The organism is Adlercreutzia sp., from assembly GCF_056795635.1.
On record NZ_JBQIIT010000016.1, the window covers coordinates 1 to 15,458 of the forward strand.

15 protein-coding genes and 1 riboswitch are annotated in these 15,458 nt (G+C 68.6%); all 15 genes read left to right on the forward strand.

All coding sequences use genetic code 11. The annotated features are described in order from the left end of the window. Positions 1 to 229: FAD-binding protein (locus ACTOXK_RS09225; protein ID WP_482279911.1), on the forward strand; the 229-nt coding region annotated here is incomplete at its 5' end. Positions 230 to 488: 259 nt separating this feature from the next. Beyond that, the gene (locus ACTOXK_RS09230) at positions 489 to 1,949 is read left to right on the forward strand and encodes a helix-turn-helix transcriptional regulator (RefSeq protein ID WP_482279438.1); all 1,461 of its coding nucleotides are present in this window, start codon (positions 489 to 491) and stop codon (positions 1,947 to 1,949) included. Positions 1,950 to 2,169: 220 nt separating this feature from the next. Further along, a complete protein-coding gene (gene secD / locus ACTOXK_RS09235; protein WP_482276718.1) occupies positions 2,170 to 4,857 on the forward strand; it encodes a protein translocase subunit SecD in 2,688 nt (895 codons plus the stop codon). A 163-nt stretch (positions 4,858 to 5,020) separates the two neighbouring features. After that, positions 5,021 to 5,344, forward strand: a complete 324-nt coding sequence (locus ACTOXK_RS09240; RefSeq protein ID WP_482276719.1) for a DUF1292 domain-containing protein — start codon at positions 5,021 to 5,023, stop codon at positions 5,342 to 5,344. 27 nt (positions 5,345 to 5,371) lie between these two features. Continuing rightward, complete coding sequence (locus ACTOXK_RS09245) at positions 5,372 to 5,596, forward strand: response regulator transcription factor (protein ID WP_482276720.1); 225 nt, start codon at positions 5,372 to 5,374, stop codon at positions 5,594 to 5,596. 177 nt (positions 5,597 to 5,773) lie between these two features. Continuing rightward, positions 5,774 to 6,607, forward strand: a complete 834-nt coding sequence (locus ACTOXK_RS09250) for a hypothetical protein (protein WP_482279437.1) — start codon at positions 5,774 to 5,776, stop codon at positions 6,605 to 6,607. Positions 6,608 to 6,611: 4 nt separating this feature from the next. Continuing rightward, complete coding sequence (locus tag ACTOXK_RS09255; RefSeq protein WP_482276722.1) at positions 6,612 to 7,604, forward strand: glutamyl-tRNA reductase; 993 nt, start codon at positions 6,612 to 6,614, stop codon at positions 7,602 to 7,604. Between the two features lie 102 nt (positions 7,605 to 7,706). Then, a complete protein-coding gene (nirJ2, locus tag ACTOXK_RS09260; protein ID WP_482276723.1) occupies positions 7,707 to 8,696 on the forward strand; it encodes a putative heme d1 biosynthesis radical SAM protein NirJ2 in 990 nt (329 codons plus the stop codon). Positions 8,697 to 8,889: 193 nt separating this feature from the next. Continuing rightward, on the forward strand, positions 8,890 to 9,927 hold the full coding sequence (locus tag ACTOXK_RS09265) for an ABC transporter substrate-binding protein (RefSeq protein ID WP_482279912.1): 1,038 nt from the start codon (positions 8,890 to 8,892) through the stop codon (positions 9,925 to 9,927). Between the two features lie 3 nt (positions 9,928 to 9,930). Then, complete coding sequence (locus ACTOXK_RS09270; protein WP_482276725.1) at positions 9,931 to 10,947, forward strand: FecCD family ABC transporter permease; 1,017 nt, start codon at positions 9,931 to 9,933, stop codon at positions 10,945 to 10,947. Further along, the gene (locus tag ACTOXK_RS09275; RefSeq protein WP_482276726.1) at positions 10,940 to 11,791 is read left to right on the forward strand and encodes an ABC transporter ATP-binding protein; all 852 of its coding nucleotides are present in this window, start codon (positions 10,940 to 10,942) and stop codon (positions 11,789 to 11,791) included. Before ACTOXK_RS09270 ends, ACTOXK_RS09275 begins: the two co-directional genes overlap by 8 nt. Before the next feature lie 173 nt (positions 11,792 to 11,964). Then, positions 11,965 to 12,115: riboswitch (FMN riboswitch) on the forward strand. A 156-nt stretch (positions 12,116 to 12,271) separates the two neighbouring features. Next, entirely contained in the window at positions 12,272 to 12,913 is a 642-nt protein-coding gene (locus ACTOXK_RS09280; protein WP_482276727.1) for an ECF transporter S component, read from the forward strand. After that, a complete protein-coding gene (locus ACTOXK_RS09285; RefSeq protein WP_482276728.1) occupies positions 12,914 to 13,747 on the forward strand; it encodes an energy-coupling factor transporter ATPase in 834 nt (277 codons plus the stop codon). Then, a complete protein-coding gene (locus tag ACTOXK_RS09290; RefSeq protein ID WP_482276729.1) occupies positions 13,723 to 14,661 on the forward strand; it encodes an energy-coupling factor transporter ATPase in 939 nt (312 codons plus the stop codon). Before ACTOXK_RS09285 ends, ACTOXK_RS09290 begins: the two co-directional genes overlap by 25 nt. Continuing rightward, a complete protein-coding gene (locus tag ACTOXK_RS09295) occupies positions 14,654 to 15,454 on the forward strand; it encodes an energy-coupling factor transporter transmembrane component T family protein (RefSeq protein ID WP_482276730.1) in 801 nt (266 codons plus the stop codon). Before ACTOXK_RS09290 ends, ACTOXK_RS09295 begins: the two co-directional genes overlap by 8 nt. Positions 15,455 to 15,458: the final 4 nt, after the last annotated feature.

Here is a 15,458-nt window from a genome sequence, read left to right on the forward strand (position 1 = left end):
TCCCCGCGGCTCCAACAAGCTGCCGGCCATCCTGGGCGGTCTGGTGGTCAACGGCGATCACCAGTGCCTGAACGAGGCCTTCGAGCCCATCGCCGGCCTGTTCGCCGTGGGCAACGCCTCGGGCCAGTTCTTCGGCGGCGTGGACTACCCCATGGACATCGAGGGCCTCTCCATCGGCCGCGCCATCACCTCCGGCTACTATACCGGCAAGCTCGTCGCGAGCCGATAGGCGCTCCGGTGGTCGCGGGTTCCGCGCCAGCGTTGCCGCTCCCATAAGCTATCTCCCTCCCTCAAGGCCCGGCCGCCTCCCTCCCTGCGGTCGGGCCTCTGTGCGGGGGGGGAGTAGCTGGAAGGGGGGCGGCACCAGGGGTTGCCGCGCTTGCGACGACTGCGGCCGCGGCGTTGGCGCCTCCCGAGGCGGCCGCCGGGGGCGCCCGCTTGCCGGTGATGCCGCCGCGGGATGCCTGCGCGGATGGCGAGTGCGACGGGTGCCCCGACAGCCCGCGACCTGCTATACTGCCCCCATGGGGAAGCTGCTGGCTGACATACGGAAGGGGAGGGAGGATCGCGCCCTCTACCTGGCGGGCATCCTGCCCTACTTGTTCGCGCTCGGCTGCGCCCGGGCCTGGGTGACCCTGGCCGTGGCGGCCCCGGCCCTGGCCCTGCCGGCCCCCTTTGATCTGCACGATGTCTTCGACTGCGCCATGGTCCTCATCTCCATCGCCGTGGCCCTCGCGGCCCGGCGCCTCGTGCCCCTGAACGCCACCGGTGCAGTGCGCGCGGTGTCCGCCGGCGCCATGGTGGCCGCCTCCCTTGCCCTCATTGCCGCGGGGGCGGCATCCCTTCCCGCAGGCGCACCGGCAGCTCTCGCCGTGCTCGGCGCGGCCCTTGGCGGCCTCGGCTTCGGGCTCTTCCTGGTGCTGTGGGCCGAGGTCCTCAGCTGCATCTCCCTCATCCGCGTCTTCCTGTACACCACGGCCTCGCAGCTTGCGGCCGTGGTCTTCGTGTTCTTCTGCGGCGGCCTCGACGGTCTGCGGGTGGCCTGCGCCATGGTGGCCCTGCCCGTGGCCGCCATCCTCTGTTTGCGGAGGGCCTTCCGCGCCCTGCCCCTGGCCGACCGCCCCTCGCCGGTGGTGCCGAAGTTCACCTACCCGTGGAAGATCTTCGCGCTGCTGGCTTTGTTTTCCTTCGCCTACGGCCTGCGCCAGCACCAGTTGGCCGCCGGGGCCGGTATGCACTCGTCCCTGTCCACGGCCATCGTCATGGCGGTGCTCTTCGCCGGCGCCTACTTCTTCTCGAGCCGGCTCAACATCGGCGCCCTGTACCGGTCGCCCTTCGTGCTCATCGTGTGCGGCTTTCTGCTCGTGCCGAGCGAGGGGGTCTTCGGGGCGGCGGCCTCCAGCTACCTCATCTCCATGAGCTACTCGCTCGTGGGCATCATCGTGGCGCTGCTGCTCTACGATATCGCGAAGCGCCTCGGCGTGACCGTGGTGGCCTTCGCCGCCGTCAAGGGGGCCGAGCAGATCTTCGTCATCGGGGGCAAGGGCGCCTCGGAGGCCCTGGGGGCCGCGGGTCTTCCCGCCGGTGTGCAGGATGCCCTCATCGCCGGGCTCGTGGTGGCCATGATGGTGGCGGCCATGCTCATCCTGCTCTCGGAGAAGGAGCTGGCCAGCCGCTGGGGCGTGCGCATCCTGGACGTGGGCGGCCTCGTGGAGAAGACCCCCGACGAGGAGCGCCGCGAGGCCCGGGTGGCCGAGCTGGCCGAGCATGCCCGCCTCACCCCGCGCGAGACCGAGATCCTGCACCTTATCGCCCAGGGGAAGAACGGCCCGGCCATCCGCAGCGAGCTCTTCATTGCCGAGGGCACTCTGAAGGCCCACACGAGCCACATCTACGAGAAATGCGGCGTCGCCAACCGCCGCGAGCTCGCGGCCCTGCTGGGCCGCTAGGGCGGGGCGGCCCGTCGGGCGGCGGATGCTCGGGGCGCGGTCGGGCGGTCCCGCTGCGGCTGCGACAGGGCACGGAGGTGGGGTAAGGGAAATAGCGGCTGTTCACGGCAGTTCTTTTATGGCACAATAGGCAAGTTAACGTGAATGCGCCGCGCTCGGGGAGGATGCGGCGCCGTTCGCTGAGAAGAGATTCGCGATACGGAAAGAAAAGGCAAGTCCCATGGCACTGGAACGCAATGTCAAGAAGAAGCCGGCGCGCACGCACGATCGCCGCAACATCTGGCTGCTCATTCTCACTACGCTGCTCGTCGTCGTGTCGGCGGTGCTGTTCACGCCGCCCAACGAGAAGATCAACCAGGGCCTCGATATCCAGGGCGGCCTGTCCGTGGTGCTGACGGCGAAGTCCACCGACGGCGAGCCGGTCACCCCCGAGGACATGGAGAAGTCCCGGGCCATCATCGAGAGCCGCGTGAATGCGCTCGGCGCCTCGGAGGCCACGGTGCAGGAGCAGGGCTCCGACCAGATCCTCGTGCAGATCCCGGGTCTGTCCGACACCGAGCAGGCTCTGGCCACCATCGGCCGCACGGGCTCGCTGGAGTTCGCCCGCCTGGATTCCTTCACCGACGAGGAAGTGAAGGAAGCCATCGAGAACGGCCAGTACGCCGGCGAGGGCACCGTGACCGACGAGTTCGGCAACGCCTTCCCCTCGGGCAAGACCGAGCATCTGAAGGTGGAGCCGGGCACCTACACCCCCATCGTCACCGGCGCCGACATCACCAACGTGCAGATCGGCAAGGAGCGGGAAGGTTCTGTCGACTATGCCGTGAACATCACCCTGAACAGCCAGGGCACCAAGGCCTTCGCCGAGGCCTCTCGCGACCTGGTAGCCGACCACGGCCTCATCGTCATCATCCTGGACGGCGAGGTGCAGTCGGCCCCGGCCGTGCAGTCCGAGATTCCCAACGGCGAAGTGCAGATCACGGGCGGCTACACCCTGGACGAGGCCAAGAACCTCCAGACCATCCTGGAGTCCGGCTCGCTGCCCGTGTCCTTCGAGTACGCCCAGTCCCAGGTGGTCGGCCCCACCCTCGGCCAGGACGCTCTCGTCTCCGGCGTCGTCGTGGCCCTGATCGGCCTGGCGCTCGTGATGCTGTACCTGCTGTTCTTCTACAAGGGCCTCGGTCTCATCACCGCCGCGGCCATGGCCGTGTTCGCGGTGCTCTACCTGGGCATCCTGGCAGCCCTGTCTGCCTTCGGCCTGTTCAGCCTGTCGCTGGCCGGCATCGCCGGTATCGTGCTCACCATCGGCATGGCCGCCGACTCCTCCATCCTCACCGTGGAGCGCTTCCGCGAGGAGATTCGCATGGGCCGTTCGGTGAAGGCCGCCTCGCTCACCGGTGTGAAGCACGCTATCTTCACCTCCATCGACGCCGACCTGGTGACCATGGTCTCGGCGCTGTGCTTGTTCTTCCTGGCCGCCTCCTCGGTCAAGGGCTTCGGTATGACGCTGGCGCTCGGCATCATCTGCGACATCGTGATGATGGTCATCTTCAAGGCGCCGCTCATCCGCCTGCTGGCCCCGAAGGTCATCGCCCGCCATCCCGGCTTCTGGGGCATCAAGGATTCCATCGAGGCCTCCAAGGGCTACGCCGAGCTGGCCGCGGCCGAGGGTGTATCTGAGCGCGACGCCGAGACCGGTTCCCAGATGAACGCCGCCGAGACCCGCGCCATCGTGGAAGAGGACGACCCGGCCGGCGCCTCCCAGACGGTGAGGGCCGTGCGCAAGATCAAGGGCCGCTTCATCAAGCACGACATCAACTTCCTCGGCTACCGCAAGATCTTCCTGACCGCCGCCGCCATCGCCATGGCCCTGTGCTTTGTCGTGGTGGGCGTGCGCGGCCTGAACTTCGGCATCGAGTTCGTGGGCGGCACCTCCGTGGCCTTCCACGGCACGGGCGACGTGACCATCGAGCAGATGCGCGACGCCTTCAACGAGGCCGGCGAGCCCGACGCGGTCATCCAGACCACCGAGACGGGCGGCGAGTCCGGCTTCCTCGTGCGCACCACCACCACGTCGGCCGAGGACGCCACGGCCCGCGCCAACCAGGTGGCCGACAAGCTCGGCCTGGAGTCCAGCGACTTCGAGGTGACCACCATCGGCCCAGACTGGGGCGCCAGCGTCATCCAGAGCTCGGTCATCGCCTTCCTCGTGTCCATCCTGCTCATCATCGTCTACATCGCCATCCGCTTCGAGTACAAGATGGGCGTCATGGCCATCGTGGCGCTGTTGCACGACCTCATTCTGGTGGTGGGCATCTACGCTTTGGTGGGCCGGGAAGTGAACCCGAACACCATCGCGGCCCTGCTGACCATCTTGGGCTACTCGCTCTACGACACCGTGGTCGTGTTCCACCGCATCAACGACAACATGAAGGGCGAGGACATCCGCTGCACCTTCATGACCATGGCCAACCACTCCATGAACCAGGTGTTCATCCGCACCATCAACACGACGCTCACCTCGTTCATCCCCGTGTTCGCCATGCTGCTGTTCGGCGGCGAGACCCTGAAGGACTTCGCCTTCGCCATGGCCATCGGCCTCATCGCCGGCTCCTACTCGTCCATCGCCATCGCGTGTCCGCTGTACTGCCTGTGGAAGACCCGCGAGCCGAAGTTCGCGAAGCTGCAGAAGAAGTACGGCACCGAGATCGGCCGCTTCGAGTTCGATCACTCGGCCTCCACCGGCATCGCCCAGGTGCCCCTGGCCCGTTTGGAGGCCCAGCGCGCCGAGGCTCCCGTGGCCGAGGCTGCCGGCGAGGTGACGCCGACGGGCAAGCACGCCGCCCCGGCCAAGCCGAAGTCAGCGAGCAACAAGAAGAAAAAGCACCGCCACGGACGGGCCCAATAGCGGCCTGTGCCGGTCGGGGCCACGGGGTATTCTGATTCGCTCTACAGTCCTCGCTTGGGGGAACAGGACATTTAGTTCTGTTCCCGTCGCTGCGGAACTCGCTCGGTCAGAACACCCCGTGTCCCCTCTGGGCTTTTCCGTAGTTGAGACGAAAGAGGTTTTCATGGTACGCGAAGGTTCCGCCCCCAATTTCTGCCCGCCGACCGAGGAGGGCATCACCATCACCTTGGTGGACGAGAAGGGCGAGCAGGTCGAGCTGGAGTTCCTCGGCCTGGTGCTGAAGGGGGAGAGCTCGTTCGGGTTCTTCTTCCCTATCGACGACGAGCATCCGGCCACGTCCTCGGGCGAGGTCGTGGTGCTGGAGGTGACCGAGGTGGATGACGAGGGCCAGCCGGTCTCCTTCGAGCTGGTGGATGACGAGGTCATCGCCGCCGAGGCCTACGCCGACTTCCAGGAGGCCGCAAAGGACCTCTACGACTTCGCCTAGGCCCCGGCCTTCAGCGCCCCGCTTCCCATGATTCTCGTCACCGATCCCGATCACGGGCTGACGCTGCGCGAGCAGCAGATCCTCTACTACATCGCCGGCGGTCTCTCCAATAAGGAGATTGCCGGCCGCTTAGTGCTTTCCGAGCAGACCGTGAAGGCCCACCTCTCCCACATGACCGCCAAGTCGGGCCGCGCCAACCGCGCGGCGCTCGTGGCCTACGGCTTCGAGACCGGCCTGCTGCGCCGCTGCTAGGAAGCTGGGCGATCACGGCACCGGCGCGTTCGGCGCCTCCGGCGGCCCGTAGGCGCCGCAACGCGGTTGCTCGGTCGGCCGGTGATGGGGCCCGGGGCGTTTAGCCCGTTCGGGTGATGCCGGGCGCGAGGGCGGCGCGCTATCATGGGCCTCGACGAGAGAGGAAACGCCCGACCCATGGTCGTCTTCTGTTTGGACATACTCTGCATCCTGCTCTACGGCACGGCGAGCGCCTGCGCGGCCGTCGGCGTCCTGCGCGACTGGCATCGCAGCGCGTGGTGGGGCCGAGGGCTGTTCTTCGGGGCCGCGGCCTTGCACTCCGCCATCGTCGGCATCGAGTCGACAGCGGCCGGGGGCACCCTGCTGTCGGGTCCCAACATCGCTATGCTGGCCTCCTGGGTGCTCGCGGCGGTCACCGTCGTGGGGCTCATCATCACGAAGCGCGGCCTCGCCATCGCCGCCGTCACGGCCCCGGTCATCGCCCTGCTTATGGTGGCCTCCCAGTGGCTGCGCATCCTCGATCCCGTGAGCGCGAGCAATCGGGCCTTCTACGAGTGGCCCCTCCTCGTGCCCCATATCGTGCTCGTGTTCATCGCCTGCGCCTGCTTTGCCGTGAGCGCCGCCGCCTCGCTCTTGCTGCTGTACCAGCGCCGTCTCATGCGCCGTCGGAGCGCCCAGGTGCTCGTCATGGCCACCCCTGCCCTCGATACCCTGGGGAAGATCGCCCGCTGGGCGGCTCTGGCAGGACTGCTCGTGTTCACCGGCGCCATGCTCATCGGGTTCACCCACATGGTGGCCCAGTTCGCCGCCATGGCCCATGCCCGGTGCGCGGGGAATTTGGCCTATCTGGCCCCGCGGGTCGCCCTGTCGCTTGCGGTGTCGGTGATCTGGGCCCTGTACGCCGGGCTCTCCTTCCTGGCGCCCGGCGTCGCGGGGACGCGCACGCGGGCCCTGCTGTCCCTCGGCGGTTTCGCGGCCATGCTCGTGCTCATCGCCGTCTCGGCCGGGTGACGCCATGACCCTCGTCATGGTCGGTGCCAACCCCCGCCGCGCCCCCTTCTTTTCTCTGCGCCGCTCTCTGGGCCCCGGGGCCGCGGGCGATCTGGCCGCGGCCGTCGCCGGTCGGCGCGGGGTGAGCGAGGCATTCGTGCTCGTGGGCGCGGAGCGTCTGGAAGCCTATGCCGTGCTGGAGGAGGGCGTTGACGGCTACGAACTTCTGTCCTCGTTGTGGGGCGCCCCCGGAGTTGCCGCACCGGCCGATGGGGCCGCCCATGGGTACTTCGCCGAGGGCATCGATGCGGCGTCGCACCTGTTTGCTGCCGTGGCGGGTGCCGATGAGTTCGCCGGGGCCGACGAGGACGGGGTCGCGGTTCTGGATGCGGCGGTGGGTGCCGCGCGGCAGCGGGGGACGGTGGGCTCGCAGTTGGAAGCCCTCGCCGACGGCGCCCGGGCCCTCGCGGCGCGGTTGGCGGCCGCGGGCGCCGAGGAGTCGGCGGCGGCCTTGGGCGAGACCGTGGCCGCCCTGGCCCAGCGCGTGTTCGATCACCTCGATCGGCGCCAGGTTCTGCTCGTGGGGGACGACTCGCTGCTGGGAGCCGCCGCCGCGGCCCTCACCCGGGCCGGCGTGACCCAGTTCGCCCTCATCGGGGACGGTCCTGCGGTCAGGTGCGCGGGCGGGGTGCGCGTCTCGCCCGAGGCGCTGCCCGTGGCCCTCGGCAACGCCGATGTGGTGGTGGCCGCGCCGGGCACGGTGCCCGTGCTGGACAAGCGCCTCGTGCGCACCGCCGTGCGGGCGCGGCGGGGGAGGCCCATGCTCCTCGTGGACGCCTCGGATCGGGGCGGCGCTATCGACCCGCGCGTGGCCGGGGTAGACGATGCCTTCCTCTACAACCGCGATGACCTGGCTCGCCTCACCCAGGATGCCCCCTGGGCCCGGGCCGGGGGCGTCCGGTCCCGCGAGGCGCTCGTGGCCGCCGCGGTGCGGGATTTCTCCTACCAGTTAGCTTAAGGATACTTTTTCGGCGGCCAACCTAGGCCGTTCGGGTGATGCCGCGTGGGGGTGCGGACGGCTATCCTTCCTATCGTTGGGAACGAGAAGAAGGAGAGCCCCATGATCGTATCGTGGATGACCACGAACCAATGCAACCTGAAGTGCGTGCACTGCTACCAGGATGCCGAGGAGGCCGACGAGCGCGAGCTGTCCACCGCCGAGGCGAAGAAGATGATCGACGAGATTGCCCGGGCCGGGTTCAAGATCATGATCTTCTCCGGTGGCGAGCCGCTTCTGCGCCCCGATATCTACGAGCTGGTGGCCCATGCCGCCTCCTGCGGCCTGCGCCCGGTGTTCGGCACCAACGGCACCCTCATCACCCCTGAGGTGGCCGCCCGCCTGAAGGAGGCCGGTGCGGCCGCCATGGGCATCTCGGTGGATAGCCTGGATCCCGCCCGTCACGACAAGTTCCGCGGCCTGGCCAACGCCTACGACCTCACCATGGCCGGCATTGAGGCCTGCAAGGAAGCGGGGCTACCCTTCCAGCTGCACACCACGGTGGTGGACTGGAACCGCGACGAGGTGTGCGCCATCACCGATTTCGCCGAACAGATCGGGGCGCAGGCCCACTACATCTTCTTCCTCATCCCCGTGGGCCGCGGCGAGTACATCCAGGAGACGAGCCTGGAAGTGCTGGAGAACGAGGCGCTGCTGCGGGAGATCATGGCGAAGTCGGCCGAGGTGTCCATCGACGTGAAGCCCACCTGCGCCCCGCAGTTCACCCGCGTGGCCAAGCAGCTCGGCGTGGATACCCGCTTCAGTCGCGGTTGTTTGGCCGGGCTCACCTACTGCGTCGTGGGCAGCGAGGGCATCGTGCGCCCCTGCGCCTACATGACCGAGGAGGCCGGCGACGTGCGCGAGACCCCCTTCGACGAGATTTGGAAGACGAGCCCCGTCTTCGAGCGCCTGCGCACCCAGGCCTACTCCGGCGCCTGCGGCACCTGCGACTACAAGGACGGCTGCGGCGGCTGCCGGGCCCGTGCCGCCTACTACCACGACGGCGATATCCTGGCCCAGGATGACTACTGCGCCCACGGCCAACAACTTTAACTTTCATCCGTCTTGCGCCGAATGAAAGTTCTGACGCTGCGGTTCCGACGGGCACCTGGCCTTGCGCTTCACCGCTTTCCTTCGCGGCGCAAAGGCCGCTCAGCCGCGGTTCAGCACAATGCCAGGCACCGGTCGGAACCTCGCTGATTTCCTTGGGCGAACCAGTGCCTCACGAATAAGAAGGGAAGTTTGAATGAAAAAAATCACCCTGACCCTGAGCGCGGCTCTGCTGGCGCTCGCGCTTGTTGGCTGCGCGGCCCAAGAGGCGCCGGCGACAGGCGGGGCCGAGACGGCCCCCGCTGCGGCGTCCACCTCGGCCGCATCCCCCGAGCCGGCAGCCGATGGGGCCGCCGGCGCCGAGACCGCGGGCCCGGTCACCTTCACCGACGACCTCGGCCATGAGGTGACCGTGGACAATCCCCAGCGGGTGGTGGCCTGCATGGGCAGCTTCGCCAATGCCTGGGAGTTGGCCGGCGGCACGCTCGTGGGCGTGTCCGACGACGCGCTCACGGCCGAGGGCTGGACCATCGCAAGCCCCGATGTGGCCACGGTGGGCGATTTCGCCAGCGTGAACCTGGAGGCCATCATCGCGCTTGACCCCGACTTCGTCATCATGACGAGCGGCACGGGCGGCCGCGGCGGCGATTCCAGCCAGGCCGATCTGCGGGAGGCCCTCGTGGCCTCGAGCATCCCCGTGGCCTACTTCGAAGTGACCACCTTCGACGACTATAAGCGCCTTATGGAGACCTTCACCGCCATCACCGGACGGGAAGACCTCTACGAGAAGAACACTGGGGCCGTGGCTGCGGCCATCGAGGATGTGAAGGGCCAGGCGCCCGCTGGCGAAGCGCCGACGGCCCTCGTGCTCACCACCTTCTCGGGCGGCACGCGCGTGCAGAGCTCGGGCACCCAGACCGGCGCCATGCTGGCCGATCTGGGCGTGCGCAACCTGGCCGACGAGAACCGCAGCCTGCTGAAGGATTTCAGCCTGGAGGCGATTATCGAGATGAACCCCGATTTCATCTTCGTCATCCCCATGGGCAACGACGCCGAGGCGGCCACGCGCAACCTGGAGGAGGCCACGGCGGCCAATCCCGCCTGGGCCACGCTGGACGCGGTGCAGAACGGCCGCTACGTCACGCTGGATCCCACCCTGTACCTCTCTAAGCCCAATGCCCGCTGGGCGCAGGCCTACGAGGGGCTGGCCGACACCCTCTACGGACAGCGCTAGGCCGTGGAAGCCCAGTCGTGCCCGGGGCGCATTCCCCGCAACGTCATTGTCGTCGCCGTGACCGTCGCCCTGCTGGCGGTGGTCACGGCCCTCGGCTTCATGCTCGGCGCCTCGTCGGTGAGCCTGCCGGAGCTGCTGACGTGGCTCTCCGGCGGCCCGGTGAGCGCCACGGCGCAGAACATCCTGGAGAACGTGCGCACCCCGCGGGTGCTGGCGGCCCTGTTGGCCGGGGCCGCCCTGGCCACGTCCGGCGCGCTCATCCAGGCCGCGCTGGACAACCCCTTGGCCAGCCCCAACGTCATCGGCGTGAATTCCGGTGCCGGGCTGTTCGTCCTGCTGGCCGCGTCGTTGGCGCCGGGGGCCCTGTGGCTGACGCCCTTGGCCGCCTTCGCCGGCGCGCTTGCCACGGCGCTCATCATCTTTGCGCTCTCCCTTGGCGCCGGCATAAGCCGCCTGACCGTGGTGCTCGCCGGCATCGCCATCACCACGGTGTTCGGCGCGGGTATGAACACCATCCTCATCGTCGATCCGGATGCCTACGTCGGTTCGTCCACCTTCTTGGTGGGCGGCCTGTCCGGCGTGCTCATGCGCGATCTGGGGTGGCCGGCCCTCTACATCGCCGTGGGACTTCTGCTGGCGGTAGCCGGAGCGGCGAAGCTGAACATCCTCGCCCTGGGCGACGAGGCGGCCCACGGCCTGGGGCTTCATGTGCGCACCGTGCGCCTGGGCATGCTCGCCGTGGCCGCCGTCCTGGCCGGCGCGGCCGTGAGCTTTGCGGGGCTGCTCGGGTTCGTGGGACTGGTGATCCCGCATCTCATGCGGTTTTTCGTGGGCCACGACAATCGCTGGGTGGTGCCCGTGTCGGCCCTGGCCGGGGCGGCCTTCGTCGTCGGGTGCGACGGCCTGGCCCGGGTGCTGTTCGCCCCCTATGAGCTGCCTGTGGGCATTCTCATGGCGTTCATCGGCGGGCCCTTCTTCATCTATCTCATCCTGAAGAACAAGGGAGGCGGCCTTGACTGATCTGTGCGATACCGCCGGTGTCGGGTCCGGGGGAGTGCCGGCCATCGAGTACCGCAACGTCGTGTTCTCCTACCGGACGGGCGAGCCGTTCATGGAGGGGCTGTCGGCCGTGGTGGAGCCGGGCTGCGTGACCAGCATCGTGGGGCCCAACGGCAGCGGGAAGTCCACTCTGGTGAAGCTGGCGCTGGGCCTGGTGTGCCCCCAGGCGGGCAGCGTGCGGGTGGCCGGCCAGGAGAGCCGCTCGCTCTCGCCGCGGCAGCGGGCCCGCACCATGGCGGTGCTCGCCCAGTCCTCCCGGGTGCCTCCCATGACGGTGGAGGCGCTCGTGGGCTGCGGGCGCCATCCGCATCTGGGGCACGCCGGCCGCCTCGGTCCGCAGGACCGCGAGCAGGTGGAGGCGGCCATGGAGCGGGCAGGCGTGGCGCGGTTTCGCGGCCAAGACGTGCGCCGGCTCTCCGGCGGCGAGCGCCAGCGGGTCTTTCTGGCCATGACCCTGGCCCAGGACACCGACCTCATCGTGCTGGACGAGCCCACCACCTACCTGGATATCAGCGCCTGCCACGACCTTATGGTCCTCGTGCGCGATCTGAACCGCCGGGAGGGCAAGACCGTGGCCATGGTCATCCACGACCTCGATCTGGCCCTGCGCTACTCCGATCGCCTCGTGGTGATGGAGCGCGGGCGCGCAGTGGCCCAGGGGACGGTGCCGGCCGTGCTGGCCTCGGGGGCGGTGGGCGATGCCTTCGCCATGGACATCTGCGCCCACGAGCGCTGTCGGCGCGACGCCTCTTCGGGCTCCTGCGCCCCCGCCGAGCGCGGCTACGTGCTGTACCCGCGCTCTTAGGGGCTTGCGCGGGCGCGTGGTCGGCTCGCGCGACAGGTCGCCCGCGTGGGAAAGGAGGCGCGCCGCCCCGCCCCCGGCGCCGCACCTATCGCCGGGGCCTATGGAGCCTGCGATCATGCCGATGGCTTGGGGCTTGCGCGGGCGGCACGCCTGGCCTACAATGCAAGGCATGAATTCTGTTTCAGGGCGAGGTGGAAATCCTCACTGGCGGTAAGCGGCACGGGATGCGCATCCCTTCCGCAAGCCCGCGACCCTGCGCCTGCGCAGGCTGACCCGGTGAAAATCCGGGGCCAACGGTCACAGTCCGGATGGAAGAGGCAGATGTTCGCGCACCGGCCCCGAAGGGCCGGTACCTCCCGCGGGAGGGCGCGAACCCTACGAGGCCTGTATGAACCGAATTCATACGGGCTCGTTTTCTTTCTGGCGAGGGGAAGGCGAATCCGCACCCAGAGGCTCCCTCGCCGAAAGAAGGTGACGATCATGGCCGAGAAGCCCACGATCCATCCCGCTGCCGCCGGCAGCCCCGTCCGTCCCGCGAAGGCCCCTACGGCCCAGAAGTCGCTGGCCAACACCAACCTGTGGTCCACGCGCGTACTGGTGACCATCGCGCTGATGTGCGCCATCTCCATCCTGCTCACGTTCGTTGAGTTCCCGCTGCTGCCCGGCGTGGCGTGGCTGTCCTACGACGCCTCGTTCATGCCCGCCATGGTGTGCGGCTTCGCCTACGGCCCGGCGGCCGGTCTTGCCTGCGGCATCATCTCCGTGGTGGCCCACGGCATCCTGTTCGCCGACTTCACTGGCGCGCTCATGAACTTCGTCGTGGTCATCGGCTATATTCTCCCGGCGGCCCTCGTGTACAAGCGCATCCACTCCTTCAAGGGCGCCGTTATCGGTCTGGCCTTGGGCGTCGTGGTGGCCGTGGTCATGGCCGTGCTCGGCAACCTGGTGGTCACTCCCGCCTGGCTCGGCGTGCCGGTGGATGCCGTGGTGGCCATGATCGTGCCCATCCTCATTCCCTTCAACCTTTTGAAGGGCATCTTGAACTCGGTGCTCACGCTCATCGTGTACAAGGCCATCTCCAACCTGATCACGCCGAAGAAAGACCAAGTAAAGGGCTTGTAAGTGACTGAGACGTTCATCGACTTCGGCGACGCCGGCTTCACCTACGACGGCGAGCGCTTCGTTTTCCGCCACTTGAACCTCACGGTGCCCCAGGGGCAGTTCCTCTGCCTTCTGGGCGGCAACGGGTCGGGGAAATCGACCCTGGCCAAGCATATCAACGCGCTGCTCGTGCCCGATGAGGGGCGGGTGGACGTGTTCGGCCAGGACACCCGCGATCCGGAGGCCACCTACTTCATCCGCTCCAATGCTGGTTTGGTGTTTCAGAACCCCGATGATCAGATCGTGGCGAGCCTCATTGAGAACGACGTGGCCTTCGGCCCCGAGAATTTGGGCGTGCCCAACCCCGAGCTGCGCGAGCGCGTGACCCGGGCCTTGGAAGAGGTGGGTCTCATGGGCTTCGAGAAGCACGAGACCAACGCGCTGTCGGGCGGCCAGAAGCAGCGGGTGGCCATCGCCGGCGTGCTCGCCATGGACCCGGCCATCCTCATTCTGGACGAGGCCACGGCCATGTTGGACCCCCGGGGCCGCGCCGGTCTTCTGCGGGTGGTGCGCGAGCTGCACGGCGCCGGCATGACCGTGGTGATGATCACCCATTACATGGAAGAGGCGGCCCAGGCCGAGCGGGTGGTGGTGCTCGATCGGGGCACCGTGATGCTCGACGGGACGCCCGCCGAGGTGCTCACCCGGGCCGACGAGTTGGAGGCGCTCTCCCTAGAGGTACCCTTCGCCTGCCGGCTGTCCCGCCAGCTCCAGGCCCGCGGCGTGCCCGTGGCCACCTGCATCACCGAAGACGAGCTGAAGGAGGAGCTATGCGCCTTGCGTTCGACGATGTGAGCTACTCCTACGACGGGGCGAAGGCCGCCGAGAAGAAAGGGCGCCGCGGAAAGGGCGCCCAGCGGGAGGCTGCCTGGGGCAACGCCCCGGACGCGGCTTGGGCCCTGCGAAACGTGACCTTCGCGGTGGAGCCGGGGGAGTTCTTCGGCGTGGCCGGGCACACCGGCAGCGGGAAGTCCACGCTTATCCAGCACATGAACGGGCTGGTGCATCCCACCTGCGGCCGCGTGACGGCCGACGGGGAGGACCTGGCCGAGAAGGGCGTGGGCGCCCGGGTGCGCCAGCGGGTGGGGCTCGTGTTCCAGTATCCCGAGAATCAGCTGTTCGCCGCCACGGTCTACGACGATGTGGCCTTCGGTCCCCGCAATATGAAGCTGGGCGCCGACGAGGTGGACCGCCGCGTGCGGGAGGCCATGGCGCTGGTGGGCCTCTCCTTCGACGACCTGGCCGAGCGCAGCCCCTTCGACCTGTCCGGCGGCCAGCAGCGCCGCGTGGCCTTCGCCGGCGTGCTGGCCATGGAGCCGGAGATGCTCGTGCTCGACGAGCCCGTGGCCGGTCTCGACCCGCTTTCCCGCACCGACTTCCTCGCCCTCATCGCGTCGTTTCACACCCGGGGCATGACGGTGGTCATGGTGTCCCACTCTATGGAGGATCTGGCGGCCCTGGCCGATCGCATCCTCGTGCTCTCCGAGGGCCGCGTGTTCGCCCTGGGCACCCCCGAGGAGGTGTTCGCCGACGGGGCCGGGCTGCGCTCAGTGGGCCTGGGGGCGCCGGCCCCCGAGGCCTTCGCCGCCTCGCTGCGGGAGGCGGGTTTCTCGCTGCCGGCGGCCCTCTACGACGAGGCGACCCTGGCTGCCGATATTGCCGCCCAGCTGGGCGCGGCGGGGGAGCAGGGAGGCGAGGGCCGTGGGTGATCGCGCCATCATCGGCCAGTACTGGCCCGCCGAGTCGCTGGTGCACGCCATGGACCCGCGGGTGAAGTTCCTGCTGTCCCTCGGTCTCATGGCCGCGGTGTTCTGCGCGGCCACCCCGGCTTCCCTGGCCGTGGCGGCCCTGTTCGTGGCGGCCTTCTACGCCGCGAGTCGCATTCCGCTGCTCCAGGCGGTGCGGGCCCTGGCACCCCTGCTCGTGCTCGTGGTGCTGACGGCGCTGCTGAACGTGCTGTTCGTCCAGGGCGGCACGGTGTACTTCGAGTTCGGCATTATCTGCATCAGCGAGAAGGGCATCCAGTCGGCGGCGTTCATCGGCTGCCGCTTGCTGCTGCTGCTCATGGGCATGAGCCTGCTCACCCTGACCACCACGACCCTCGACATCACGGCGGCCTTCGAGCGCCTGCTCGCCCCGGCGGCCCGCATCGGTGTGCCCGCCCACGAGCTGGGCATGATCCTCGGCATCGCCCTGCGCTTTTTGCCCCAGTTCATGACCGAGCTCGGCGTTATCTACCGGGCTCAGGTCAGCCGTGGGGCCCATTTCAACGTGAACCCCTTCAAGGGGGGCGTGAGCACGCTGACGGCCCTCATGGTGCCGCTGTTCGCGAGCGCCTTCCGCCACGCGGAGACCCTCTCGGCCGCCATGGAGGCCCGCTGCTACCATGGGGGCGCGGGGCGCACGCGCCTGGTGCCCCTGCGCCTCACCTGGCGCGACGGGGTGGGCACGGCCGCTGTCCTGGCCATGGCCGCCGCCATCATCATCGTGAACTTCCTCTAGAAAG

Excerpts from the sequence above, each read along its gene's own strand:
- secD (WP_482276718.1), top strand. The coding sequence starts at position 2,170 with ATGGCACTGGAACGCAATGTCAAGAAGAAGCCGGCGCGCACGCACGAT.
- ACTOXK_RS09240 (WP_482276719.1), top strand. The coding sequence starts at position 5,021 with ATGGTACGCGAAGGTTCCGCCCCCAATTTCTGCCCGCCGACCGAGGAG.
- ACTOXK_RS09245 (WP_482276720.1), top strand. The coding sequence starts at position 5,372 with ATGATTCTCGTCACCGATCCCGATCACGGGCTGACGCTGCGCGAGCAG.
- ACTOXK_RS09250 (WP_482279437.1), top strand. The coding sequence starts at position 5,774 with ATGGTCGTCTTCTGTTTGGACATACTCTGCATCCTGCTCTACGGCACG.
- ACTOXK_RS09255 (WP_482276722.1), top strand. The coding sequence starts at position 6,612 with ATGACCCTCGTCATGGTCGGTGCCAACCCCCGCCGCGCCCCCTTCTTT.
- nirJ2 (WP_482276723.1), top strand. The coding sequence starts at position 7,707 with ATGATCGTATCGTGGATGACCACGAACCAATGCAACCTGAAGTGCGTG.
- ACTOXK_RS09265 (WP_482279912.1), top strand. The coding sequence starts at position 8,890 with ATGAAAAAAATCACCCTGACCCTGAGCGCGGCTCTGCTGGCGCTCGCG.
- ACTOXK_RS09280 (WP_482276727.1), top strand. The coding sequence starts at position 12,272 with ATGGCCGAGAAGCCCACGATCCATCCCGCTGCCGCCGGCAGCCCCGTC.
- ACTOXK_RS09290 (WP_482276729.1), top strand. The coding sequence starts at position 13,723 with ATGCGCCTTGCGTTCGACGATGTGAGCTACTCCTACGACGGGGCGAAG.